The organism is Paenibacillus thiaminolyticus (assembly GCF_003591545.1).
Lineage (GTDB): Bacteria > Bacillota > Bacilli > Paenibacillales > Paenibacillaceae > Paenibacillus_B > Paenibacillus_B thiaminolyticus_A.
In genome coordinates this window covers 287768-313580 of record NZ_QYZD01000003.1, presented here as the reverse complement: position 1 = coordinate 313580, position 25813 = coordinate 287768, and the positions used below count along the sequence as shown (strand labels likewise).

Below are 25813 nucleotides of genomic sequence, written 5' to 3'. Positions count from 1 at the left end.
TCAATATGACCTCTTGCACAAACATCACTCGTTGTTCAGTTTTCAAAGAACAATCATCTTTCGAAGCTTATCGGCCGCCGCGTTATTCGCGCTTCAACCCTTCGCTTCATCTCTTCGCTGTGTTCAGCAGCGACTCTTATAATATATCATATCGCCCTGTTTTAAGTCAAGTGTTTTTTTCAACTTTTTTTAAGTTACTTTCGAACAGTTAGTTCCACACCTGCCTCTTTCAGAAGGGCGAATATTAATGTATCATATCCATTCCGGTGAAGTCAATCCCTTTTTTTAAAAAATTACGCCGCATTCCGATGGGATGCGGCAGAGTGGTTCATATATGGCTAACCGCCCATTCATAAGCCGGCGTTCTTCCCAATCCCTCGTAAGGAGATGGATGGTCAACCAGCTTCTCGCGCAAATATCCGCGATAAGCGAGCTTCTTCAACAACATGGGTAAATAGTCGGTAAGCGCCCTGAATTCGGCATGCTGCAGCACGTCCGTAATCGCGACCGGCGCGCCGTGTTCTTTGATCCATTCCAATAACGGATGACAGCATTCCGCGCTCTTGGTAGAGAGAGAAAACTCGCAAGCGAGCAGCGCCAACTCAATTCGCTGGGCCAAAGTCTCCGTGCTTGTCGTAAACTCCTCATACATTTTGTATACGCCTAGATTCGATAGCTTGACCTGCTGCCACAGAGCTGGCGACGGTATTTCCTTCCGTTCCATCACGGCAATTCGCGCCCAATAATAGAACGCTTGATCCACGAAGCGATATGCATCCAGCATATGTCCTGCGCCTGCAAATTGCTTGGCTTGGGAATAGCAATCCAGGAACATCGCATACATCTTCATGTATTCTGATTGAAATAATTCCTTGCCATCCGCATGATGCAGCCGCTGCCATTCCGCCAGCATGCCGCTGCGATCGGCGATAATCTCTGCTCGTCCAAAGGAAGACATCATAGGCAGACCCTCCGTTGATGTGCTCCATGCTCTCCACTGCTCCGGATGAATGAATATACACTGCGTGATGGAGCTGTCCTGCTCCGTCTGTGTATGATAGGGAGAAGACGGACACTGTTCATCGATAACGATATACAGGCGATCACACCTGTTGTATTCCTGTACTGCCAGCTTCCTTGAGTCAGGGATCAGTTGAAGAACGCCTTGAATGTGCGGCGCGTTCATCCATTGCTCCATCTTGACCTTGTCTATTGCTTGCTTCATATGAATCCCACGCTTTTTCGACTTTCTTGCCAACAAGCTTCCTTTTGTCTTGATTCATGTTTATAATTCTACATAGATTCTCTCTTTCCTTCTATTTTGCAAAACAATTTCAAGATATGTATTGGGAGGCTCATGATGAACACTCGGCTATTTAAGACAAGCAAGCTTAGTGAATTTCGGTTGTGGGGGCTCGTCCTTATTTTAGCAGGCATGGGTATGATGATCTTGGGCACCTCCGGCATATTGATGTGGGGCGTGCAGGGCCGTCCGTTCGCTGCCGTATTCATGGTGCTTGGCGGCATTCTTCTATTGGGAAGCATGGGTATTTATTTTTGGGCCGGCATGCTCTCCACGAGTGTCGTCGCGCTGGAATGCCCGGAATGCGGCAGGCCAACGAAAATGATCGGCAAGACGGACCGCTGCATGTTCTGCCGGACTATCCTGACCTTCGATCCTACGCAAGCCAATGCAGGTCTGTCCGATGAAGCTCCAGCCGAATCGGCTGCGTCCGCGCCGAAGTCTTGACGAGTACATAAGACAAGCCGCCTCCCTTACCGGGAAAGCGGCTTGTCTTCTTCATATTAAGGAACCGGCGGATAACGCAGCACGTCCCATATGTCATCACTGGCGAACGTGCGGGCCCAGACGGCAATTCCTCCAAGGCCCAGCCGATCGGCCAGTTCAATTCGCGCCCGGACCGAACGCTCATCCTCAATCCAAATCCGCTGCAAATTCCCCTCTTCTTTATACTCAACGTAGTGCTGCCCCGCAGCGTCATCAAATTCCAGCTTCAGCTTCTTGTCCGTCAATATATCTTGAATCGATTGCATTCCCAAAGCCTTGGAACTCACCTTCGTCTCCCCATCCTGCACTTCTTCCGTCCAGATACGCGTATAGAGCGGCATGCCCAGGACCAGCTTATGTGCGGGCACGCTGTCTTCATTCATAATTCGCGTCACCGCTTGCTCAGTCCAAGGCAGAGATGCGACCGATCCGGCGACAGGGCTTGCCGCCCAATGCTCGTCATACGCCATGACCATCATATAGTCGACAAGCTGGCCAAGGGCTTCCCTGTCCAGGAATTGCGACCATCTGCCGCTCTCCGACTTTGCCGTCACATCGATGGATACGACGAGACCTTTGGCATGAAGCCGAGGGACAAGCTCTCTTACGAACTGAGTCAGCTTATTCCGATCCTCGACATTCACATTTTCAAAATCAAGATTGATTCCGTCCACCTGATAACGATCCGCCAAGGCAAGCAATTGACCGATTGTACGATTCCGCCGTTCGAAGGTCGAAAGGGCTTCCGTTGTCCGCTCCGGTTCGAAGCTATTGCTGTACAGCGCCCACACCTGCTTGCCGTTACGGTGTGCCCATTCGGTCAGACTCATGTCCCCCTTACTAAGGACATTTCCTTCTTCATCCTCCAGACTGAACCAGGTCGGGCTGATCACATTCGTGCCCGGCATGTCCGGCAGCTTGGATGGGTCAGGATTGCGGGAGTAGACGGCCTCCCAGGCAAGGCTCACAGGTGTCTTCTCCTCGACGAATCGTGGCAGCGGTGCCTCAGCCGTGTCAGGTACGGTATGGGCGTCTCCCGGCACGACATCCTCGGCCGCCACATACCCCAATGTGCCCTCATCCGCCTCTACCCAGAGCCAATCTCCGCTCTCCTCCCAAATGGTCACTGGCGATTCGCTCTTCAAATCGGCGATAATCGGCGACCTCTTGTCTGAATCCTGCCTCATCGGGACCGTGTCTTCCGGCTGCCGCAGCTTCACGATCGTGCCGGATTGGAGCGTCTGGCCCGGCATTCCGAACTGAACCGCTCCATTCGCCGGATACTGCTTCACTTCAATCCCGTACAACTCTTCCAGCACAGATGCGGGAACATGAACCGTCTTGTCGATGCGGACGGCAGCCGCAGGCCACTCCTTCGGACTTCCGTTCAACAGCCCGCCCCGCTGATCCAATGGCATCGAAGCGACCGAGACCGGGCTTGTCAAAATAACGGTGCCGCTCTCCGCTTCAAATGTAACCGGCAGCAGTCCATCCAGCGCCTGCACTGGAATGAGCAGATCCTTTCCCTGTCCTGTCGTGCCGTACCCGCTCCATGTCCCGTTATAGGTGAGCGGCTGCTCAACTTGCGTCATATCAGACTCTGCTCGTTCATGGCCTGGCCACCACTCTGACCATCCTTTCCAAATGCACACGGACAATACAATAACTCCTATCAAGATGACGAGACATCCGCCACAGCCACCCTTTTTGCGTTGGGGACGGCTTCCCGGCCTGTTCGCAGGCCTTCCATTTACTGTCCTTCCGCCCCGACGCTCTCCCCGGTAACTCATGTTGTCGTTCCTCCCACTCCCAAGACTTGCATCTCCCTGTCCAAAAGAAAACGCGCAAGCAAAATCTGCTGCGCGCATGTATGATTCAACGGTTGTCCTCCGGAATGTCCCGGTTACTTCTTGGCAGCCGCAGCTGCACACGATTGGCACACGCCATATACTTCCATGCGGTGTCCCCGTATGAAGAAGCCCGTCCGTTCGGCGGCGGTCTCCTCTACCGATTGCAGAGCCGGCAGCGTAAAATCGACAATCTTGCCGCATTGCTCGCAAATCGCATGATAGTGATCGGAGACGTTCGCATCAAATCGGCTTGAGCTGTCTCCGTAGGTCAATTCACGCACCAGGCCGGCTTCAATAAACAACTTCAAGTTGTTGTAGACCGTGGCTACGCTCATGCTCGGAAACTTGGGCTCAAGCGCCCGATATATTTCATCCGCCGTCGGATGGTTCATCGCATCCATCAAATGGGTTAAGATCGCATGGCGTTGTGGCGTAATGCGTACTCCGGACATTTTCAATTGTTCCAATGCATGTTGAACCCGTGTCTTCATCCTGTCCACCGCCTTCTACGCCTCATGATTCATTCGGGTTGTCTAATTTGTACATTGTAACGATTCTCAAGAAATAATATCTATATGTCCATTGTACGGTTACCTTTTTCGATTTGTCAATGTTATTCTATCTCGGACGTCCGCAACTCCTCGATTATCTCCTCAGAACATGAAGGTCTCCATTCGTCTGCAAGACGATAGCATGCATCCCGCTTCCCAGCGTCCCTTCGATACGATTGTCAGCAAGGTACAACGGATAATCCGAAGTAATATCGCCGAATGTATTCCTGCCGGACACGCTGGCATCTGCGTCATCCGGTAGATGAACCGTCATGTCCCCCGCCAGACTCAGAAGCTTCCAGTATCCTCCGACAACCTCCGATTCGACCAGCACGTCCCCGCTCAGCGTCTCCGCCTGAACATCTCGTACCGCGCGGCTAATATCGATATCGCCGCTCTTCGTCTCAGCCGTCACATCCCCCTTGACGTCATGAATGATGATATCTCCCCGGGCCGTGTCCGCATTCAGATCCTGTCCAATTCCCTTCACTACAATATCTCCGTCCCAAGTGCGCGCTTGAACGGAGTTATCGATATTGGCAATCTGGATCGATCCGCTCTTCGTCTCGGCGGCGATGGCCCCGCGGAGCTCACGGATGTCAATTAGCCCGTCGTCCAGTTGAACATGGAGATTCCACGCCACCTCATTCGGAACCGTAATGCTGAGGTCGATACGGACGAGCTGTTCATTCGCCGCATAGCGTGCTGGGGCGCCTTCGATGCGAAGCTGGTGTTCTGTGGCAGACTCCGCGATGTCTACGCGAGACTGGTCTGCCAGCTGCTCAGCCTCCTCCTTGGGCAAGCTGCTGACGATGACCGTCGGCTCCACCTCCACATCCGTCACATTTCCGCTCCGAATCGACACATTGCCATAGCGATTGCGAACGGCAAGCTCCCGAATCGAACGGCCTTCAATGGAATAATTCAGGGCAGATTGCTTGAACTTCATCCCTTCGGCAAGCTTCATTTCCTTCATCATCGAAAAGTCGAACTGAATGCTCCGTACCCAGTCCCTGAACAGATAAGGCTGGACAATCATGAACACCGAGAAGGTTAAAAAGATAGCAGCGAACATGCCTGGCCAATCGATCTTCCAGCTTCTCTTCCCGTCCGGGCTTCGCCCGCGCTTGGCGCTCACCATCATCTCCAATCCCCACAGCACGATGATGCAGGGCCACCACACGAGCAGAAGCCGGATGCTGCGCAGGCCAAAAAATTGATCGACGAGCACCATCACGCCGACGGCGATAATCAACAAGGCTGCAGTAATCCGGCCTACCTTTATCAAGTATGCCCCAACTCCTTAAGATCGGCTAGCGTCTTTTGCGCGATTCCTTGATTAGCAGAAAAATCCCTCCGCCGATAAGCACGGCTGCTCCAGCATAAGAGCCTGCATTGCTGAAAAACCAGCGCAGCCAGGCCGGATCGACCGTGAACAGCAGCAGAACGACGCCGCCGAACAGGAGCAGCAGGCCAAGCCAAGGGCCTTGCGTCACATTGCCGGCCCCCAATCCATAGACCGCCTGCTGGTTGACGCGCTCCGTACTCTGCAAAGCATCGAATAAATTGAAGAAATAAATAACAGGCAGCATAAGGGCAAGCAGGACGATGAGCGGCACGTTGATCCGGGCATCGGTAGCGCTAAAATAGACAATCGCTACAATATCCAGAGCGAGAAGCATCATAATAAGCAGGCCCCTCTGCATCAATCCCAAGTAAAAATGACCGCTTCCGGGGAAAATAAAAGACAATAGGAGCGATAAAAATTTGCTCTTGCGCTGGGGCGGTCTTCCAAATACAGGAGGTACAGGAGGCATTCCGTCGAACGGCGGATAATTGCCATGATGCTGGTGCTCGTGCTGCTGATGCTCCAGATTCGCCATTCTTCGCCGGAGAAATTGCTCTTCTTCTCTGTCCCAATCCGGCGTGCGGACCTGGTCCATCCGCTGGCGTTCCGGTTGATCCACCGGTGGTTCCTTGTCTCTGCGGCCTCCATCGTTCATCGTATTCATTCCTCCCTTGCAATCATACGGCTCCCACCGATTCATTCCATACGTTTTTGAACAGTGCTTTCGCCCGGTACAATCGAGTCTCAACCGTCCGCACAGGCATTTGCAGTTGTTCGGCAATCTCGGCGTAGGTTCGCTGGCGCATATGGTAAAGCACCATCACTGTCCGATACTTGTCCGGGAGGCTGCCCAACGTCCGGCGCACCTGCTCGCACCGCTCACGCTTGATGACCCATTCCTCCGGCATCGCTTCCTCATCTTGATGCGGAAGGGCCACTATCGTAGCAGGCTCCAGACGATCGGCGGCTCCCCGTCTCTGTCTGCGCAGCGAATCGATGAGCTGGTTCCGCGTGAGACGGTACAACCATGTCGTCCATTTCGAATCCCCGCGGAATGTATGGAGCCGGCGGTATACTTTGACGAAGACTTCTTGAGCGATGTCCTCCGCCAGATGCCGGTCCTGAACCGTTTGACAAATACAAGTTAACACAAATGGGCGGTGTCTTTCCACCAAAATGCGCATCCCTTCTTCATTGCCGCCCAAAATAAGCTGAACGAGCTGTTCATCTGATTGATTCCGCAATTCACGTTCCACGATAGCCGACTTCCTTTCCGTTTCTCCACGATGGCAGCCTGTCGGCCGCCTCTCCAATCTTCTGCTTTTATTGTAAGGCGGACGGGGAAACGAAAGAAACCTTCCCTGGTCCAGGAAGGTTTCACCGACTTTAGTCTAGTCTGTATTGCGCCGATTGCCGGGGAAAGGGCTATTCAACGGTAACGGAACGAACGCCGGTCATCTGCTCAACTTGGGTCGTAAATGCAAAAATTTCGAACTGCCGGGGAACAATAAGGACAACTTGAATTTCGGTGTGCTTGACGTCCGGACCCTCGTACGGGCGATTGATCAGGCGCTGCGTCGTTATTTTTTTCGTCTGAATCTCCTGCTCGTTCAAAAATTCGTGGAGCTGATGAAGAAAGTGGGAAGCTCCGTCCGTCTCCAACGTAAGGACATAGGTTTTCTTGCTTGTGAAATACCGCTGCTCAATCTTGTTGAAGACAAACAGATTGACGATGACCAGCACCGTTGCCGCGACGGCTGCGAAATAAAATCCGGCCCCGACGGCGAGACCGATCGAAGCAACGACCCATAAAGAGGCCGCCGTCGTCAGACCGGCGATGGATTTGCCCGTAAAGATGATCGTTCCCGCTCCGAGGAAGCCGATGCCCGTAATAACCGCCGTCGCGAGACGGGCCGGGTCGACCCGTACATTGCCTTCATAGACGAATTGCGCGAAGCCATAAATGGACAACAGCATAATTAAGGCTGAGCCGAGACATACGAGAATATGCGTGCGCAAGCCAGCAGGATGATTTGCCTGCTCCCGCTCTAATCCGACCAGGCCCCCCAGCAGCATCGCCAGGAATAAGCGCATCATCAGCGAGACATTGTCAATGACCCACGGATTCGAGGCGTCGATTATTTCTCCCATCCTGAACCATCCTCCTTCGACACCCGTTCCAGATGGTGAAGATGTACCCCGGGTGCGATTTCTTCTTCATGCCGAAATTGGAAGCCTGCACGCTCATACAACCGCAAGGCGGGAGTGTTGCGGGCCCCCGTCGCAATGCGGTGAATGGGGAATCCCGGAATCTGGAGGACATGCTCCAGCAAACGGGAGCCGATGCCTTGGCGGAATGCGCGCGGATGAACCATCAGCCGGCAAATATCGATAACATCCGGCTCCGGCACCTCATACGAGATGGATCCCATCAGTTCGGCTTCATCCCACCAGCCGTAAAAGGTTTCCTTGCAATGCCTCAGATCGTCGATCGTATCCATTAACGGAGGAATCCGGTCGAAGCCGAGAAGATCCGCTTCGATGCGGTAGGCGCTCTGCTGCAAGTACCATAATTGTTCGAGGGTCTCATTATCATTCATATCCAGTTGACGAAGCACAATCATTCCCCCACAGACCCGAAATTTTTATTGCTCTCTTTATCTGTAAGCAAAAAAAGACGAAGTATGCGCCAAGCTCCTCCATGTGAATCGATGAAAAACTGCGGCGCATGCTCCGTCTTGCGGACTGTTATATCGTAGCCGGTATCATTGGCTGTTCAGGCACTGGACCAGCAATTGATTGACGAGTCCCGGATTCGCCTTGCCCTTCGTCTCCTTCATCACCTGGCCGACAAGGAAGCCGATCGCTTTTTGCTTGCCAGCTTTATAGTCCTCGACCGATTGAGGATTGGACGCGATGATTTGCTGCACGACAGCCAGGATGGCGCCTTCGTCGCTAATTTGCACCAGTCCTTGCTCCTCGACGATCGTTTGCGGCGGCTTGCCGGATTCGAGCATTTCCTTAAATACCGTTTTGGCGATTTTCGTGCTGATGGTGCCCTTCTCGATCAGCCCGATCATTTCCCCGAGCCCTTGTCCGTCCAGCTTGACGGCTTCGATCTCAAGACCGCCCGCATTCAAGAAGGCGAGCAGATCTCCCATGATCCAGTTCGCCACTGCTTTGGCATCCTTCGTATATTGAAGGCTGTCTTCGAACAGATCGGCCAGCTTTTTAGAGGAGGTGATGACCTCGGCATCGTATCCGGACAAGCCGTAATCGGCGGCATACCGAGCTTTACGGGCATCCGGCAACTCCGGAATCGTAGCGCGGATCCGCTCCTTCCATTCGTCGTCGATGACGACGGTTACGAGGTCCGGATCCGGGAAATAGCGGTAGTCATGCGCCTCTTCCTTGCTGCGCATTGATAGCGTTCGTCCTTGCGCTTCATCCCAGCGGCGCGTCTCCTGCACCACCTGGCCGCCCTCGTCCAGAATATCGGCCTGGCGCTCCTCTTCATACTCGAGGCCGCGCTGCACGCCGCGGAAGGAGTTCATGTTCTTCAGCTCGGCCTTCGTACCGAACTCCTCCTGCCCGTACGGGCGAAGGCTGATATTCGCGTCACAGCGGAGCGAACCTTCCTCCATCTTCACATCGGATACTTCGCAATATTGCATAATAGCCTTTAATTTCTCCAAATAAGCCTTGGCTTCTTCCGGCGAACGCAAATCCGCCTCCGATACGATCTCGACCAGCGGCGTCCCTACCCGGTTGAAGTCGACCAGCGAAGCATAGCCGCCATCGACGTGCGTCAGCTTGCCCGCATCCTCTTCCAGATGCAGACGATTGATGCGGATGCGCTTCGTCTCGCCGCCGATTTCGATATCAATCCAGCCGTTCTGCCCAACCGGCTGATCATACTGCGATATCTGATAGGCCTTCGGCGAATCAGGGTAGAAATAGTTTTTGCGATCGAATTTGCTCACGGACGCGATCTCGCAGTTAAGCGCCATGGCGGCCTTCATCGCATATTCGACCGCCTGGCGGTTCAGCACCGGCAAGACGCCCGGATGCCCGAGACAGATCGGGCAAGTATGTGTATTCGGCGGCGCGCCAAAGGCAGTGGAGCAGCCGCAAAATATTTTGGATTCGGTGCGAAGCTCAACGTGAACTTCCAGTCCGATTACCGTCTCATATCTAGCACTTGGCATGTCGTAAGCCTCCTCTATGACAACTGCGGACGCAGCTTGTGATGATCGGTATGCTGCTCGAACGCATGCGCTGCGCGCAGCACGGTCGCCTCATCGAACGCCCGTCCGATCAGCTGCAGCCCTACCGGCATGCCGTCCGCCAATCCGCATGGAATGCTGATCGCCGGCACGCCCGCCAAGCTGACTGGAATCGTCAAAATATCATTCAAGTACATTTGAAGCGGATCGTCAATCTGTTCGCCCAGGCGGAAGGCCGTCGTCGGCGCCGTCGGCCCGAGCAGAATATCATACTTCTGGAACGCCTGCTCGAAGTCGCGCTGAATCAGGGTCCGAACCTTCTGCGCTTTCAGATAATAGGCGTCATAATAGCCGGAGCTGAGTGCGTATGTTCCCAGCATGATGCGCCGCTTCACTTCCGGGCCGAAGCCCTGGCTGCGCGATTGAAGATACAGCTCGAGCAGATTGCTCGGCTGTTCCGCACGAACGCCATAACGAACCCCGTCGAAGCGCGCCAGGTTGGACGACGCTTCGGACGAAGCGAGCAGGTAATAGGTCGCCACGGCATAATCGGTATGCGGCAACGACACCTCTTCCCAGGTCGCGCCCATTTGCTCGTATACCTTCAAGGCAGCGAGCACCGCTTCCTTCACCTTCGGATCGACGCCCGGCCCGATATATTCGGATGGCACGCCGATGCGCAGGCCGCGCACCTCTCCGCTCAAGGCCGCCGCATAATCGGGAATGTCCACCTGAGCCGAGGTGGAATCCATCGGATCGTAGCCGGCAATAGCCTGCAGCACATGCGCGGCATCCTCTACATTGTTCGTCAGCGGCCCGATCTGATCGAGGGAAGATGCGAACGCGACGAGGCCGAAGCGCGATACGAGGCCATAGGTAGGCTTCAAGCCGACGAGGCCGCAATAGGACGCCGGCTGGCGGATCGATCCGCCCGTATCCGATCCGAGGGCGAAGCTCACTTGGCCGGCGGCCACCGCCGCAGCCGAGCCGCCGCTCGAACCGCCCGGGACGCGCTCCAGATCCCACGGATTGCGGGTCACTTGGTAAGCCGAATTCTCATTGGAGCCGCCCATGGCGAACTCATCCATATTGAGCTTGCCGACCGTAACGACGTCCGCTTCCTTCAGCTTGCGGGCGACGGTTCCGTCATAGACCGGCTCATAGTTCTCGAGGAAGCGGCTGGCGCATGTCGTGCGCATCCCTTCGCTCACGATATTGTCCTTCAGGCCGGCCGGAATGCCGGCCAGCGGATGGAGCGCCTCGCCTGCGGCCCGGCGCGCATCGATGAGCTTCGCCTGCGCCTTGGCCCCTTCTTCGTTCAGCGTCAGGAACGCCTGCACCCGCCCGTCGGTCTGCGCGATGCGCGCAAAAGACGCCTCCGTCAGCTCGGCGGCGGATACTTTGCGGTCTGCCAAAGCTTGTCTAGCTTGTGATATCGTCATATCCAACAATGTCAATGCGGTTACCCCCTCTCTCTTTACTCCAGAACCGCCGGAACCTGGAATTGACCGTCTTCTTCCTGCGGCGCGTTAAGCATGACTTTCTCTATCGGCAGCGATGGACGAACGGTATCGTCACGCATCACATTGCGGATCGGCAGAACATGCGTTGTCGGCGGCACGTCATCCGTATCCAGCTCGTTCAACTTCTCTGCGTACTTCAGAATCGCGTTCAGCTGCTCGGTATAGCGCGCTTTTTCTTCATCGGTTAAATTGAGCCGTGCCAGCTTGGCCACATGCTCGACGTCTTGTACCTGAATGCTCATCGGCAACCTGTTCCTCCTTGTCCCAATTGGACCAAATTCATCCCTCTATTATAGCCTAGAAGCGTGGGCAACTCAACGCTGGCTTCCATTAATGCGGCGCAGCGCAGCGCTTCCCAGCCGCCCAGGAGCATTATAAGCTTCCGGGCCGGTTCCATCACCATCTTTTTCTCTATACAAAAAAGCACCGGTCACACGTTACCCCGTAACGCAAACCGGTACTCTTTCTTATATCCATGCGCGCAGGTTGACTTGCCGGATGAACTCTTCCTGAGACATCGCTTCTTCCTGCTCGTTCTCTTCCTCCTGGTCTTCTGCCGCATCACCATTCATGATCCGGCGGAACAGAGACTCATTGTGAGTAGCCAGTGCATAGTCGATAAGCGCTTCCCGTTCGATGCGGTCCGCTTCCTGCTGTAGTAGCAGGCCTTCCTGCTCGACGTCAGACGCCGGCACGAAGAAGTTGCGGTTTGCTCTCGGAACCCGGATGACGTAATCGAATGCGTTATCCGCATTGCGGTCATAGGCAATGATATAGCCATATTCCCCGATAGGCAAATGTTGTTCGAAGCGGTCGGCAACAATGACTACTTTCTCTCCCAAATGCAGCATTGTCCATGCCTCCCATCCATATGCTGTTTCCTCTATCGTACTAAAATTTATGATTGGTGTAAATGTATGCTTGTTTCCGCAAAAAAGACGCTGCCTTTTCACGATAAAAATATGTGACCTCCGTGCAAATGTCAACATGCATTCGCAGGAAATCGGTGGAATCGCGGCAACGCGGGTTCCATCCTGCCTCAGATTACATCCCTCCGATTATGGCGTCGCGATGCGCCATACGCTTTCCGGCGGAGTAGTCAGCTTCTCGAACCCGTCGTCCGTAATCAGGTACGTGTTCTCGATGCCAACGACGCCTCGGCCAGGGAATGTGAATTTCGGCTCGATCGCGATGACCATCCCGGGTTCAAGCGGCATCGTGAAGCCGCGCGCCAGCACTGGCCATTCGTCCATCTCCAGGCCGATGCCATGGCCGAGGAAGCTGACCTGATCGCTCCCGAAGCCCATGAAATGGTCCGACAAGCCGTATTGTTCGGCCAGCTTCAGCGCGTCGGCATACAGCGTCTCGCACACCATCCCCGGCTTCAGGCTCGCTTCGGCGGCTCGGAGTATCGCCTCGGACGACTCATAGGCCCGTTCGAGGTCCTCATCCAGCTTGCCAATGACCAGCGTCCGGGTCTGGTCGATGACATAGCCGTCGATGCAGCATCCGATATCGACGAGAATCGGTTCATTCTGTGCGATGACCTTCCGGCTGGAGCCTTGCGGGCTGGCCGGGGTCAAGCCGCGGCCGCCGGCGGGGCCGTCGAAGTATGTCGGCTCCGCCCCCGCTTCTCCCGAAGCGACCATCCCTGTAATAATCTCTTGGTTATATCCGCGCATCCGGATGAACCCGACATGGCCCTGCATGCGGAACACATGCTCGATGTGGGCGATAAGCTGGAGCTCCATCATGCCGGGCCGGACATAAGCGGCCGCTTGCTCAAGCGCATGATGCGCCGCACGGGCGGCCGTGCGGATGCGGTCGATTTCCCACGGCGATTTGACCATCCGCAGCCCGCGCAGCATCGCGGAGCCGTCGATCCATGCCGTCTCCGGCATCACGGAACGGAGCCGTTCGAACACCTGCACCGGAAGCACGTCATATTCCGTTGCAACAACCGGGCGCCCGGACGCGAACACCGCCGGGAAGCGCTCCTGCAGCAGCGTGCCGAAGGAACGGAAGGAGCCGAGCGGCTCGACCGCCACCTCGGCTTCATTCCGCGCGCGCTCCAGGCTGCGCTTGACGAAGTAGACGGGCTCGCCCTGCTTCGGCACGAACAGATATCCGGTCTGCATCGATCCGGTAAAATAATAGAGCCCCACATTTTGCGTAATCAGACAGCCGTCCATGGTTCGTTCCTGCATCGCTGCCTGCAGCCGGGCAATTCGTCCTTCGATTTCTCGCTTCAATACGCCTTCCATCGATCTTGCTCCCTTCCCTGCTTACTGAAGCCCCCATTCAGACAGAGGCTCCCGCCTTGCGAGAATGCTTCCGCGGGGGACACAAAAAGCGCAAACCTCACCTGGTTCACGTGCCCGCTTGTCCTTCTATCCATCCTCGTTCCTGTGCGTGCAGCCCCGCAAACATGAATTCCATCCATGCTTCGCCCAAGGGCCAGCCTCATTCCCCCGCAGAATGCGCATCCGTTCCTCAATTAAGCTCATCATACCACGAACCCAAAATCAGCGCCAACGGACCGATGGCGTTGAATAAGAAAGACGGCCTGTCCGGACATTCCGTCCGGCAAGCCGCCTCGCCACTCGCCAAGCATGGCATCATTATACAAACGGATTATGCTCCTTCTCATACCCGATCTGGGTCTCGGGACCATGCCCCGGATAGACGGTAACGTCATCTCCCAGCGGGAACAGCTTGCCGTGAATCGATTGGAGCAGCACGTTCATATCCCCGTCACGGAGATCCGTTCGTCCCACGGACGTGCGGAAGAGCACATCACCCGAGAACAGGTGCTTCTCGTGGAGGAAGCTGACGCTGCCGGGAGAATGGCCCGGCGTATGCATGACCTGGAACGTATGGCCGATCAGCTCCAGCGTCTGTCCGTCCTGCAGCAAATGCTCGGCAGGCTTCATCGACATCGGCGGGCAGACTTGAGGCCACATCTTCGAACCGTTCAGCTCGGGCGTCGTAAGCCAGTCCGCTTCCCGCTCATGAATATAGACCGGGCAGCCGTGAGCTTCACGCACGGCATCAACTCCGCCGATATGATCGAAATGTGCATGCGTCAGCAGGACGGCCGACACCTTCAATCCTTGAAGTCCCTGCAGCAGCGGCTCCGGATTCATGCCAGGGTCAATCACGACCGCTTCCTTCGTATCTTCGTTAATCAGCACGTAGGCGTTGGTCTGAACTGGGCCGAGTGTATAGCTTTGAATGCGTAACATAGAAGAACACCGCCTTTGTTAGAGTTATTCGCGAAGTCGACCGCAAACATAGGTTTCACTTTGTGGAAAGGTTGACTTGTTGAACGTAGCTTGATGTCAAAAGGAAGACAGCAGCTCTTTGAGCTCGCGCACGATGCGTGTCTGGTATCCCGTGCCTTCGCCGTACGTTTCCATCATTTGCTGTCTTACCACTTTCAGTTTGTCCTGATAGTCCTGCGCTTCCCGGTCCGGATTCTCCTGCTTGAAGCGGATCATATGCGCCTGCACATCGCTCGGGCGCGGCCCCCACTGGCCGAGAACATGCCCGCCGGTATCGGCGAAGATGACAACCGGCACCGAACGGCCGCCCATCGTAAGGAAATGATCCATCGTCTCCGGGAATTGCTCCATAATCAGCACTTCCGTCTCGATCTGTGCCGCTTCCATCGCACGGAAGACGACCGGCACGTTGCGGACGACATCGCCGCACCAATCCGCCGCTAGGATAAGGCAGCGCAGGTCGTCGCGGTATTGCAGCGACTCGAAGAAAGATTTGTCCTCTTCATCCGCCCATGCAAATTGGTCATACCAGGAGACGAAGGCCTCCTTGTTCTTTTGCATCCCGTCCACAAAGGCTTGGGGCCGAATTCCTTTTCCCATAACATCGGCTACGCTCTTGGCCATATTCATTTCCCCGCTTTCTTTTTGGCATACGTATATTTAATGACAACATACACGATAAACAGGGCCAGGGCAACGAGAATGAACGGCTTGACCCATTGGCCGGCCACGTCGTTGATTTGCTCCCATTTATCGCCCAGCACGAAGCCTAAATAAACGAACAGTATCGTCCACGGGATGACCGCCAGCGTCGTCAGGATCGTGAATCGCCACACATTCATTTTGGAGATGCCCGCCGGAATGGAGATGGCATGCCGTACGACCGGAACGAAGCGGGCCGTGAAGATAACGCCTGTCCCATATTTTTGGAACCATTCTTCCGATTTCGCAATATGATGCGGCTGGATGAGGATGTATTTGCCATACCGTTCGAGCACAGGTCTTCCCCCGTACCTGCCAATCCAATAGACGAAAAGTTGAGCAATAACCCCGCCGATGACGCCGAAGATGACCGCTTCCACAAAGGTAATCTGTTGAATCGAGACGAGATAACCTCCATAGGCAAGTACAATCTCACTTGGAATAACCTCTATCATCAGGCCAAGCATGATTCCCCATTCTCCCAATTGCTGCACCCAATGCAATAGTGAGGTCACAATTTGGTGCAAGAATTCCATGTCCCATCTCCTCTTTTTGCTACCAGTATATTCTATCATACGATGAGACATGACCCTAAAGCAATCAATCGGCAGGGCTCATGTTGCCACCCTCTCCGGCATACATATGGACTAGCTGGACAGCATGGCCATATTCGCTCTCTTACACAGATTTTCCGTACTCCAAGCTTTCCGAATACATGTCGAGGAGGTTCACATTTATGGCTAATTTCTGGGTCATCACCCCTAAGCAATGGCGCATCGGCTTGCTCGCCATCGCCGCCATCATGGTCGGCGCCGCCTTCTGGCGGTACGAATCGATACGGATGGAGCAGGCTGCGCAAGCCGCCCCCCAAGAGACCCGCATCCTGCATATGGTGACGGGCGAATTCAAGTCCACCCTTGAGGACGGAACCGAGATCGAAGCGTATCAATTTGCTCCCGGCACGGTGAACGCGAACGAAGGCGATCGCGTCGAGCTTCGTATCCGGGGCGTGAACGGACACCGCCATGATTTCGTGATTGAAGGGCTGGGTATCTCCGGCACGATCGAAAAAAACAAGGAGACGATCATTCGGTTCACCGCGAAGGAAGGGATTTACCGCATCGTCTGCACGACGCATGCCGATGCGGCCAGCAACGGTCCGATGATCGGGTACATCGTGGTCGATTAGCGGCAGGAGATCTTTCTGGCAGCGGGCCCCCATCCTGCATATGGTATAACACAACCTGATGGAAAGGGGCCAATGACCATGAAGACACCGAGACAGCGCCACAACGCTGCCCTGCCTACCGCCCGGGGCATCCGCCGGGCTTGCAGCAACGAGCTGTACCGCACGATCAAGCGCATGAATGTCTGGATTCCGGAAGACAAACGGAAGGAAGGCGAAGAGCTCTATTACCGCAAAGTAATTGGCAATCTGATATGGATTCACGAAAATCACGCCAACCGCAAGAAGCTGTCAGACTGGTGGGACGAAGCCGTATGCGAGGAGCTTGCCGCCCTATGGGAGGTCGATACGAATAAGCTCTCCGCCAGCTTCCGCCAAGCCTTCGGCGGATAGGCAGCTCGAACAGCCGGCCGCCCGATGCGAACCGGCTTATTCCCTATGCAGGCGGAACATCCCCCCGAGCAGTTCATACGATCGGACTCTCGCCTCGAAGTCATACGTCACCGTCATGGCGATCACCTCGTCAATACCGTACCGCTCCACAAATGCCTCCAAGTCCCGCTTCACCTTATCCGGTCCGCCGACAATCATCCGGCCGCGATTGTACCGGATCCGCTCCCGATCCCACTCCGTATAGGGAAAGGCCGCCGCTTCCTCCGGAGAGACGAACGTCGCCCTCGAATCCCCCCGATCGAGCAGCAGCAGCCGCAAATCGACGGAAGTTGCCAGCCTCTCCGCTTCCTCATCCGAATCGGCGCAGATAACTATGATGCAAGCGTTCGCTCGCGGCTTGTCGCCGAGCGGCCCGGGGCGGAACGCATCATAATAAGCGCGGACGACCTCCTCTCCGCCTTCCCCGTTAATGAAGTGGGCGAACGAGAACGAAGCCCCCATTTCCGCAGCTTTTCTTCCGCTATAGCCGCTCGATCCAAGCAGCCATACTTCCGGCGCCTGCTCGGGGATCGGCGTCGCCTTCAGACCGTGCAGCGGATGCTCCGCAGGAAGGTCATGCTTCAGGAAGCCGCCAAGATCCGAGAGCGCCCTGTCGAAGGTGGTCTCATAATCGGCAGCGGCAGGCCGGCCATAGCGGAGGGCCCGCGTCGCGAGCGGCATTCCCCCCGGAGCGCGCCCGATGCCGAGATCAATCCGCCCGGGATAGAGCGACGCCAGCACGTGAAAATTCTCCGCCACCTTGTACGGACTGTAATGCGGAAGCAGCACGCCGCCGGAGCCGACCCGAATCCGCTTCGTATGGGCCGCAATCGAGGCAATCAGCACTTCCGGAGAGGAACCGGCCAGCCCAGTTGCATCGTGATGCTCCGACACCCAATATCGGCTGAAGCCAAGCCGGTCGGCATGCGCGGCCAGCCGCAGCGTGTGCCGGAATGCATCTGTCGCATTCTCCCCTGGCAGTATAGGGGATTGATCAAGAATTCCGATGTTCATGTCGCGGGCCTCCTTGCTCGTATGGAGTAGAACCTATGCAATTGCTATGGTTTCCATAGCCGTTATACGTTATATAGTAGCTTATTTCGGGTAAAAGAGGAAATCCCCCTCGAAACGGGGAATGTTGAAGAAGAGATATGTGATGATAAAGGAGGACAAGCTGTGCGTAAAATGATATGTTTGCACGGACTAGCGCCTGAGCAGGAAGCCGGCATCCGGGCTGCGGCACCGGATTGGCATATCATCTTCGGGCGGCCGAAGGATCTGGATCCAGCCGAATTCCGCGATGCCGAAGTGATATTCGGCTGGTGCGATGCGGCTGCGGAGACAGGATTGGCGGCCGGAAGCAAGCTGCGCTGGATCCAATTATGGTCATCCGGGGCCGATTATATGCCGTTCGAGAAGCTGAAGCAGCGGGAGGTTATGCTGACCACCGCGAGCGGGGTCCATACCGTCCCGATGGCCGAGACGGTGTTCGCCATGCTGCTCGCCTACACGCGCGAGCTGCCGCGCGCGATTCGCAATCAGGGGCGTCGCCACTGGGATAAGGCAGGCCACTTCACCGAGCTGAACGGCCGTACGATGGCCGTTATCGGACTTGGCAGCATCGGCACCGAGGTTGCCCGCCTGGCCCAAGCCTTCGGCATGCGCGTCATCGGCGTGCGCCGAACCGCTCGCCCGGCAGAGCATGTCGATGCCGTCCTTACACTGGACAAGCTGGACGAGGCGCTTGCCGCCAGCGACGTCATTGTTAACGTGCTCCCGAAGACTACGGAGACAGACGGCTTGTTCGACGAAGCCCGCTTCGCCGCCATGAAGCAAGGCGCCTTCTTCGTGAACGTCGGCCGCGGCGCATCGGTCCGCACCGATGCGCTCGTCGAGGCCTTGACGAATGGCCATCTGGCTGGCGCGGGCCTGGACGTGTTCGAGACCGAGCCGCTGCCGGAAGATCATCCCCTCTGGTCGCTGGACAACGTGATCATTACGCCGCATACCGGAGGGAATACCGACCGTCTTAAGGAAAAAGTCACGGCATTATTCCTCGAAAATCTGGCGGTTTACCTCGAGACGGGCTCCCCCGCCCGAAATCACGTCGATTACGACCGCCAATACTGACACGAAAAAACCGGAGGGCGCCGCCCCCCCGGTTTTTATCGATATTCATCTGGGATTGGGTTAGGAGGCTCTGTCTCTCTTTTGGCCAGTCTCCCATTGACTCAGGCTCAGTATGCAAGGGGGTTTGCGGGCCTTTTGCTCGGTCTCCCATTGACTCAGGCTCGGTATGCAAAGCGGGTTCGCGGGCCTTTTGCTCAGTCTCCCATTAACTCAGGCTCGCTAGTGCAGGGAGGGGCATTTGGCTAAGTCAGCAATATATAAGGAAGATTAGCGTGAGAATAACCTATCAGGCATTTAGTCATTTTCTTTTTCTGAGTAAATGGGAGAGTGGATCAAAGAGCTCTACAGGACATGTTTCGGATTCGACACAACACATGAGAAGCCAACCAAAAAAACAACCGACAGATAATCCCCTCCCACGATTGCAGGCGGATTATCGCCGGTCATTAGTAAAGCCAAGAAGCGGCACGATGGCCATATGCGCACGTTTGGCCTCCTCGGTCATCGCAAAATTCTTGTCATTGGCGGCATTCGGCATCGCTTCGACGCGCTGGACCTCGGCTTCATAGCTACGGTACAAGTCTTCGGCAGCAGCCGCCAATATTTTGGCCTTCTCGCGGTCACCGGTCAGCGCGGCGTGACGTGCCTGTTCGCCCAGCCGCTCAATCGCTTCTGTCCGCAGGTCGCGGTCGAACGGGGCGCAAGCGATGGCCTCCCGCCAATAGCCGGCTTCATCCCCTGCCCGGCCGAGGCTGCTGCTCGCCAAGGCAAGCTCGCGATAGAGAGCGAAGCCGCTCCGTTCATAGCGGCGGCCTTCTGCCAGCATGGCGACGGCCTCTTCCGGCGGCAGGGTCCGTGACACCGCGATGCGAAGCTCGGTGTCAGCTGGCGTCAGCTTCAACGCCAGCGTGCCGTCGGCGTCCGCGAGCGGCTGGGCCACGGCGTGCACAGCCGCCAGTAAGCATGCGGCGCCAAGCGGCAGCGCCAGTATAAGCGGCGCCGTACGGCTCAGGCGCAAGGGCGGCCTGTCATGGCCCGGCTCGTCCGCGCCTGCCGCGAGCGCCAGCAAGGCAAGGAGCAGCAGCGCGAAGAAGCCGAAGGCCATGTCGAAGTCGACTGCGCTATGCAGCAGGAGCACGGCCGCGGCCATGGCCAGCCCCCGGTGACGGCGCCAAGCAATATAGAGCGCCGCCGCGGCCAGTATGAGGGCAGGCACCGTTCCAAGGACGCCGACGTCGAGCAGCAGGTCGAAAAGGCTGCTGTGCACCTCTTTGCCGACATAGGGCTCGCTCTGAATGCGCGCGAACTGCTGCCGCCAGGCCTCCCCGCCCGCGCCGAACCATGGATGCTCCCACCACAATGTCACCGCATCGCGGTAGAACTGCGTCCGCGCGCCTGCTGTCGCATAATGATCCGTGAGGCGCTCGGATGATCCCTGTGGCATTAACACCAGGCCAATCACAGCAGGTGCCGCCGCAATCAAGTATGAGCATACGATTCCGAGCCTGCGGGAATGCCGCAGACGGTGAAGCAGCGCCTCTCCCCCTATTGATCCCGCCCAGGCCGCCGCCACGGCTAACGGAATCATATCGCGAAGATCCGGCCACAAGGAAGCGGCACTCGCAGCCCCGGCGAACCCCCAGGCTGCCGAACGAGCGGCAAACGCGATAGAAGCGCGCCGTCTTTTATGCAAAAATAACAGCCCGACAGTCCATACAAAAGCGACGACCAGCCACGAGCCCCGGGACTCCGTCAGTAACAGGACGGCCATGTGAGGAAGGACGGGCAGCAGCGCTGCCGTACGCGCCCGGAAGCTGGAAGCGGTCTGAACAAGATAAAGCTGAAGGAGCAGAAAAGCTCCCGTTACCGCTCCGAGGGTATTCGGATATTGCAGGTATCCGCCCAGGCGGAATCCCCAGGCGGAAATTTCAACATTCTCGCTTGTCATGACGCCGGCTGCATAAGGCAGCCATCCACCCAGCATTAGGAGCGAACTCAGGCTGTTAATGATGCCAACGACGATGAGAGCCTGCAGTCCTTTTGTCCATGATGTGTCAGAGGTTCGCCGGCAAAATAACGCGGATATCACTACTGCCCACCCGGTATACATCGCATAGCGAATCATCTGCATATGAGTGCCATTCACGCTCGCCGGATCGAGGAAACGGACGATGCCATAGGCGATCAGGAGAACGAACGGCAGCAGAATGGCAGCGGATAGAACTGAGCGCCTCATAAGAAGTAGCGCAACAGCTGCAGCGCACATTAGAGCGGATATCATGACAGTATCCTGGTTATAGAACAAGCCGTTCAGCCACAGCGTTAACAGCAGTATGCCTGCTGTCGCCCCGGCAGCCGCCGCGCTCCATCCTTCGTTGCGTTCCCTTACATCGTTCATGCGTTCTTCTCCACCTATCGCTTGATCTATCTCTATTATTTTGCTCATAATAGCAAAAGGCCAACCCTAAGGTTAGCCTGTAGGTCCTGACGCACAATTCCGATGTTAAGATGGAAGCAGCGACAGAATGACTTTCGCGTTGAAATACGTATTATTGTAGATCAGTAACCATCTATGGGCATCCATAATATCCAGCCCGTTATTTTCATGGTCACGGTCGATTTGCTCTAACTGGCTTCGCACGACATCGATGCCGATAAGATGCACGACTCTGTCGAGAGTAATATTATTAGAAGAGTCATAGAGATAAAGCCCGTAAGTGTCTGCCTGCAAGGCCGGAAGCTTTTGATTCAGCTCATTGATTTCATCGATTGCAAATTCAAGATCCCCGTCTGAATCCGCAGCCCGCGCTTGTCCATCATTTATCCACCCCAGCAGCTCCGTCTCGCTGGGCATCGTGGTTCTGAGGGGAGCGAGCACGTATCTCCCTTGAGCGACCTGGGTAAATCGGATCATGTTCTGCGTCTCCGGATAGGTCCCCGCAATGCCCACCTCCTCCGAGCGCCAAGCCTTGAAATTAAGCGCGCCGGCAGCCTTCCCGTTCCGGCCGTCATCGGCCCGGATCGTCAACGTGAACTCCTGCTCGATACTGGACGTAATGGTCAACATATCCCCATTAACGGACGCGGTTACTCCAGTTGCCGGATCGATAGTGTAATGCAGTGTGTCATTATCTGCATCCGTGAAGACCTGCATGTCGTTCAAATTGAAGGTGTACTCCTTCCCCTGAACCAAGGTCATGTCCGGCTTCGGCTGAAAGACGGGATCCCAGTTGGTCGAGACGTCAAAGAAGTAGGATGCGTTGTAGCCGTTTCTGTCCGTAGCTTTGATCGTTATTCTAGTTGTTCCTTCGTTTAGGTTGTATAAATAAAAATAAGTACTGCTTGAATTTTGGAAGCCCGGTACTACGTTAAATAAATCATGGGTTTGAGTTAGAGTGAATGAAGTTTGTATAAAATCGATATTACCGTTAAACAAGTTATTTAAATTGATTGTTTTCGGAATTAACTTTTCTTTCATATCGAAATAACTATCTTCTTCAATACCTGTTCGAACACGCGGCGCGATCCCGCCAAAATCAACCGTGACCGTGAACTTATGTACGAGTTCTGCATTTTCTGCGGTGGTCCATTTATATTCGATGGTGGTCGTGCCGTAGGTTTTGGCTGTAATCGCATATTGGCCCAGAACCGGATCGACCGAGACTTCCGCCACTGCCGGGTCGAGGTTGACGGTCTGGGTGTAAGTTGCTTCCGTGACGCTTAGCGGAGTCGGAACATATTTCGGGCCCGCCTCCAATTCTACATTATAGGAATCGATCTGCTTCGACGGGAATACCGTTCCGGCTTCTGCAGTTGCTGGAAGAAGAAATAACATGAGGCCGAATACAGCTAGTCCGCAGCAAGTTAGGAAATACCGTAAGGATGATATTTTCAAATTGCTTCTCCTTTCTTCAAAAAGGGATATCGTGCCGACATGTTATCTATATATTCTGCTTCTTATTCACATAAGCCGTGATCTGTTCGCGCAGGATGAATGCGCGCAGAGAGCGGAGCGAGCCTTCGTCGAGGCCTTCCAGGTTGGCTCCGTACAGCATCCCCTCGGAATGACGGGAACGGTGCGTAATCTTGAGGCGGCAGGGCAAGGTGAAGCCCAAATGAAGCTCCGCCTCGACCCGCATGCCTTCGCGCAGCGGCTCGCCTTCGTTCATCGTGAAGCCTACGCCGGTCAGGCTAATATCGATCAGGTGTATCGGGGTTCCGCTAGAAGCGGCGCTCCGGTTCTTCTGTGACGCGGCTTCGGAATGGATGAAGCCATGCTTGCGGATAATGACCCGCGGCGACTCGCGCTTGTCCGTAAACCGCTGCTGCTGCTGAGGCGGATGGATGAGCAGCAGGGAGCCCTCGTTCCGGGCGATGATTTTGGTGAAAAAATTGACGATGCCCATTCCGGAATAGATCGTAACTTTGACTTGCTCCCCCAATTCGAAGTGTTCGAATTGAGGCAATTCAATCTCAATCAGGTCGCCTTCCATATAAGATAACATACCCGTTGCCACGCAGCCACTGCCTTCGATCACAGTTCTGCAGTTCAACAAAGCTCCCGAAAATAAACCCGGGCTGTCCATCGTGTATGCCTGATTCCCCATGTAATAAACCTCCTCATGTCTCTCGCGCCAGGGTGTTATATCGGTCCGGGTGAGCTATGCAGGCGGCCCTGCAGGCAAGCCTCCTCGTCATCCGGCAATTCCTGTATCTAGAGATTCAAAAATATGCATAGTCCGAATTACCTACTATTCTATATCGACGGATCGGTCGTAAATGTGAAGAGCTTCTTATCACGGAGGACTTAGGAACTATGATTCTGCGCAAGAGAACCGATCGCGCGGATCGAAAAAGAACCCTGCGGTTCGGCAAGGTTCTCGTTATCTTCATCGTCACGTCGCATATTCGGTTGCGAAAAACGGGCTTGCATGAGTCGCCTGTCGGCACACGCCCAGGCCGGCCAAGGCCGGGTTCATTGAATCGCCTCCAGATCGGCGCGGCCGTCGGCCAGTTCTTCGCGAGGCAGGCCGCCCCGCTCTAGCGCTTCATCCGGACATTCCGCGAGGTGTTCATAGAATCGTGCTCCCTGGCGCTTGCGCCGCTCCGCTTCCTCCGGCTGGCCGGCGGCCTGCCGAACCCAACGGAACAGCGCATCCTCAGCCTCAGCATAGCGGCCTTCCCGCTCGAGCCAAGGCCACAGTCGCTCAAGCAGCTCGTCCGGCAGCCTGTAGCCCTTCAGCTCCAACAGCAGGCGATCCGTCGTCTCCATGATGGGAAGCAGCCGCCGATCGCTGCCATGCAACATCGCCTCGAGCAGCAGATGCAGGCTTTTGATGGAACGCCGGACATACAGGTCCTCGATGGCGACATCATCCGGTCCAGAACGGGAAGCGTCACTGATAGGCATCTCATGGCGTTCCGCCATTTCCTTCTCCCGTTCAAGCTTCGCCCGTTCATTGAGCAGGATCGCGAAGGCCTGAAGTTCGTCGGCATGGAGACGCCCGTTGGTCCGGAACAGGTGAATCAAGTCCTCTCCGGTCAGCCGGTCGGACAGATCGCCATTGATGCGGAACCGTTCCCGCAGCAGCTCGTCCCACTCGAACAGCAGCTCCGTTCGTTTTTTCTGCTGCCGCAGATTCATCGCTTTGCCGATCAGGTCGGTCATCTCCTGCACCAACCGCAGCAAATAATCTTTTCTATACATGAATCCACCTCCCTGCCGAAGACGATAAGGTGTAGCCTCTACCCTCTAAAACTAACGGTGATAATCATGATCGGGTAGCAGAAGAATTCGTTTTGATAATTGTCTAATTTGCACAAAAATTACATCCAGTATAACGCACAAAGAGTACTGTCCACAAGGGTGCAGCACTCCCGTTCTCACAAGGGCCTGTCTATCATTCGGCCGCCTGTCGTATGCATTGTCCATGAAGGAACGAATCGCGGCCGCCAGCTTCTCCGGTGCCTCCATCATGCCCATATGGCCGACCCCTTCGAGGATGACGCGCTCGATATGGTCTCCCGCCGCGGTGAATACGTTCTCCGGCGCGACAATCCGATCCTTCTCCCCAGCCACGAGCAGCACCGGAAGCGTGGTCGCCTGCAGGACCGCCGTGCGGTCGGGCCGTTCGCGCATCGCGAGCACCGCGCCGATCGCGCCTTGAGGCGGCGTGGAATAGCCAATCTCCTTCGCCTTGTCGATAGCCTCTCCCAGGCCGCTATCCTCGGCAAACAGCTTCGGCACGAGATCGTCCACGACCGGAACGATGCCATGCCGCTGGAGCGCTTCTACGGTCGCAAGCCGCTTCTGCTTGCCCTCCTCCGTGTCCGGCTTCCCGGTCGAGTGGATCAGCCCGAATCCCTTCAAGCGGTGCGCATGCCGCTGCGCGAATGACAGCGTAATATACCCTCCCAACGAATGGCCCAGCAGCACGAATTGATCCAGGCCGAGCGTATCGGCCAAGTGGAGCACATCGTCCGCCATTTGCTCGATTGTGTAGGGACCGACAGGCGCATCCGATGTCCCATGGCCTCTCAGGTCCGGCGTAATGACGCGGCAGCTTCCTGCCAGCAGCGGCGCTAGATCCGCCCAGTACCGCGAGCTGCCGCAGAACCCGTGCAGCAGTACGACGGCCGGCCCCTGGCCCTGCTCCTCCATATGCATGCTGAATTGTGGATGAACCGCGATCGTTGGCATAGCTATCTCCTCTTTTCCGTATGCGCCGCGCATCGTATGCACGTCGTTGTATATTATGAATGCTTGTCACAAAGTGCAAAAAAATTCAAAAT

At 55.7% G+C, this 25813-nt stretch carries 25 protein-coding genes and 1 pseudogene; 4 read left to right on the top strand and 22 right to left on the bottom strand.

Features of this window, described 5'->3' with window-relative positions; all coding sequences use genetic code 11:
• Positions 1–328: 328 nt before the first annotated feature.
• The gene (locus tag DQX05_RS06380; protein WP_119791924.1) at positions 329–1225 is read right to left on the bottom strand and encodes a hypothetical protein; all 897 of its coding nucleotides are present in this window, start codon (positions 1223–1225) and stop codon (positions 329–331) included.
• Between the two features lie 135 nt (positions 1226–1360).
• Between DQX05_RS06380 and DQX05_RS06375 the strand changes: the two genes are divergently transcribed.
• Positions 1361–1750, top strand: a complete 390-nt coding sequence (locus DQX05_RS06375) for a DUF2614 family zinc ribbon-containing protein (RefSeq protein ID WP_119791873.1) — start codon at positions 1361–1363, stop codon at positions 1748–1750.
• Positions 1751–1806: 56 nt separating this feature from the next.
• On the opposite strand, the gene DQX05_RS06370 is transcribed toward DQX05_RS06375, so the two are convergent.
• The 15 genes from DQX05_RS06370 to uptA form a co-directional block, all read right to left on the bottom strand.
• Positions 1807–3381 carry a glycosyl hydrolase family 18 protein gene (locus DQX05_RS06370; RefSeq protein ID WP_259391817.1) on the bottom strand — a complete coding sequence of 525 codons (1575 nt, stop codon included), beginning with the start codon at positions 3379–3381 and terminating at the stop codon, positions 1807–1809.
• A gap of 311 nt (positions 3382–3692) precedes the next feature.
• Positions 3693–4130, bottom strand: a complete 438-nt coding sequence (gene perR, locus DQX05_RS06365; RefSeq protein ID WP_119791869.1) for a peroxide-responsive transcriptional repressor PerR — start codon at positions 4128–4130, stop codon at positions 3693–3695.
• A 154-nt stretch (positions 4131–4284) separates the two neighbouring features.
• Positions 4285–5478, bottom strand: a complete 1194-nt coding sequence (locus DQX05_RS06360) for a DUF4097 family beta strand repeat-containing protein (RefSeq protein WP_119791867.1) — start codon at positions 5476–5478, stop codon at positions 4285–4287.
• 25 nt (positions 5479–5503) lie between these two features.
• Positions 5504–6193: a hypothetical protein gene (locus DQX05_RS06355; protein ID WP_119791865.1), complete on the bottom strand. Its 690-nt coding sequence runs from the start codon at positions 6191–6193 to the stop codon at positions 5504–5506.
• Between the two features lie 22 nt (positions 6194–6215).
• Positions 6216–6794 (bottom strand): RNA polymerase sigma factor, encoded by a 579-nt coding sequence (locus DQX05_RS06350; RefSeq protein ID WP_006677112.1) that lies wholly within the window; start codon positions 6792–6794, stop codon positions 6216–6218.
• 169 nt (positions 6795–6963) lie between these two features.
• Positions 6964–7689: an MgtC/SapB family protein gene (locus DQX05_RS06345; protein ID WP_119791864.1), complete on the bottom strand. Its 726-nt coding sequence runs from the start codon at positions 7687–7689 to the stop codon at positions 6964–6966.
• On the bottom strand, positions 7677–8162 hold the full coding sequence (locus DQX05_RS06340; RefSeq protein WP_119791862.1) for a GNAT family N-acetyltransferase: 486 nt from the start codon (positions 8160–8162) through the stop codon (positions 7677–7679). Before DQX05_RS06340 ends, DQX05_RS06345 begins: the two co-directional genes overlap by 13 nt.
• Before the next feature lie 141 nt (positions 8163–8303).
• The gene (gatB, locus tag DQX05_RS06335; protein WP_119791861.1) at positions 8304–9746 is read right to left on the bottom strand and encodes an Asp-tRNA(Asn)/Glu-tRNA(Gln) amidotransferase subunit GatB; all 1443 of its coding nucleotides are present in this window, start codon (positions 9744–9746) and stop codon (positions 8304–8306) included.
• A gap of 14 nt (positions 9747–9760) precedes the next feature.
• On the bottom strand, positions 9761–11206 hold the full coding sequence (gene gatA / locus DQX05_RS06330) for an Asp-tRNA(Asn)/Glu-tRNA(Gln) amidotransferase subunit GatA (protein ID WP_397334999.1): 1446 nt from the start codon (positions 11204–11206) through the stop codon (positions 9761–9763).
• Between the two features lie 35 nt (positions 11207–11241).
• Positions 11242–11529 (bottom strand): Asp-tRNA(Asn)/Glu-tRNA(Gln) amidotransferase subunit GatC, encoded by a 288-nt coding sequence (gene gatC, locus DQX05_RS06325; protein ID WP_006677117.1) that lies wholly within the window; start codon positions 11527–11529, stop codon positions 11242–11244.
• A 225-nt stretch (positions 11530–11754) separates the two neighbouring features.
• Entirely contained in the window at positions 11755–12138 is a 384-nt protein-coding gene (locus tag DQX05_RS06320; RefSeq protein ID WP_006677119.1) for a hypothetical protein, read from the bottom strand.
• Positions 12139–12345: 207 nt separating this feature from the next.
• Positions 12346–13551, bottom strand: a complete 1206-nt coding sequence (locus DQX05_RS06315; RefSeq protein WP_119791859.1) for a M24 family metallopeptidase — start codon at positions 13549–13551, stop codon at positions 12346–12348.
• A gap of 357 nt (positions 13552–13908) precedes the next feature.
• Positions 13909–14532, bottom strand: a complete 624-nt coding sequence (locus DQX05_RS06310) for an MBL fold metallo-hydrolase (RefSeq protein WP_119791858.1) — start codon at positions 14530–14532, stop codon at positions 13909–13911.
• Positions 14533–14628: 96 nt separating this feature from the next.
• Positions 14629–15195, bottom strand: coding sequence for a thioredoxin family protein (locus DQX05_RS06305; protein ID WP_119791922.1), 567 nt, complete (start codon positions 15193–15195; stop codon positions 14629–14631).
• Between the two features lie 2 nt (positions 15196–15197).
• Positions 15198–15809 (bottom strand): undecaprenyl phosphate transporter UptA, encoded by a 612-nt coding sequence (uptA, locus tag DQX05_RS06300; protein ID WP_119791857.1) that lies wholly within the window; start codon positions 15807–15809, stop codon positions 15198–15200.
• Positions 15810–16009: 200 nt separating this feature from the next.
• Here uptA and DQX05_RS06295 point away from each other — a divergent pair, with 200 nt between their 5' ends.
• Entirely contained in the window at positions 16010–16462 is a 453-nt protein-coding gene (locus DQX05_RS06295) for a cupredoxin domain-containing protein (RefSeq protein ID WP_119791856.1), read from the top strand.
• Positions 16463–16540: 78 nt separating this feature from the next.
• The gene (locus tag DQX05_RS06290; RefSeq protein ID WP_119791920.1) at positions 16541–16852 is read left to right on the top strand and encodes a dehydrogenase; all 312 of its coding nucleotides are present in this window, start codon (positions 16541–16543) and stop codon (positions 16850–16852) included.
• 36 nt (positions 16853–16888) lie between these two features.
• Here DQX05_RS06290 and DQX05_RS06285 read toward each other — a convergent pair whose 3' ends face one another.
• Complete coding sequence (locus tag DQX05_RS06285) at positions 16889–17905, bottom strand: LLM class flavin-dependent oxidoreductase (protein ID WP_119791855.1); 1017 nt, start codon at positions 17903–17905, stop codon at positions 16889–16891.
• A 171-nt stretch (positions 17906–18076) separates the two neighbouring features.
• Between DQX05_RS06285 and DQX05_RS06280 the strand changes: the two genes are divergently transcribed.
• Positions 18077–19021: a D-2-hydroxyacid dehydrogenase gene (locus DQX05_RS06280; protein ID WP_119791854.1), complete on the top strand. Its 945-nt coding sequence runs from the start codon at positions 18077–18079 to the stop codon at positions 19019–19021.
• Positions 19022–19454: 433 nt separating this feature from the next.
• Here the strand turns inward: DQX05_RS06280 and DQX05_RS06275 are convergent, their stop codons facing one another.
• The 5 genes and pseudogenes from DQX05_RS06275 to DQX05_RS06255 form a co-directional block, all read right to left on the bottom strand.
• Positions 19455–21419, bottom strand: coding sequence for an O-antigen ligase family protein (locus DQX05_RS06275; RefSeq protein ID WP_119791853.1), 1965 nt, complete (start codon positions 21417–21419; stop codon positions 19455–19457).
• 105 nt (positions 21420–21524) lie between these two features.
• Entirely contained in the window at positions 21525–22916 is a 1392-nt protein-coding gene (locus DQX05_RS06270) for a glycerol-3-phosphate responsive antiterminator (protein ID WP_259391816.1), read from the bottom strand.
• Between the two features lie 46 nt (positions 22917–22962).
• A complete protein-coding gene (locus tag DQX05_RS06265; RefSeq protein ID WP_119791851.1) occupies positions 22963–23628 on the bottom strand; it encodes a PilZ domain-containing protein in 666 nt (221 codons plus the stop codon).
• A gap of 368 nt (positions 23629–23996) precedes the next feature.
• Positions 23997–24728, bottom strand: coding sequence for a DUF6483 family protein (locus DQX05_RS06260; RefSeq protein WP_119791849.1), 732 nt, complete (start codon positions 24726–24728; stop codon positions 23997–23999).
• Positions 24729–24947: 219 nt separating this feature from the next.
• Positions 24948–25721 (bottom strand): annotated as a pseudogene (locus tag DQX05_RS06255) (alpha/beta fold hydrolase); the annotation flags it as partial.
• Positions 25722–25813 lie beyond the last annotated feature (92 nt).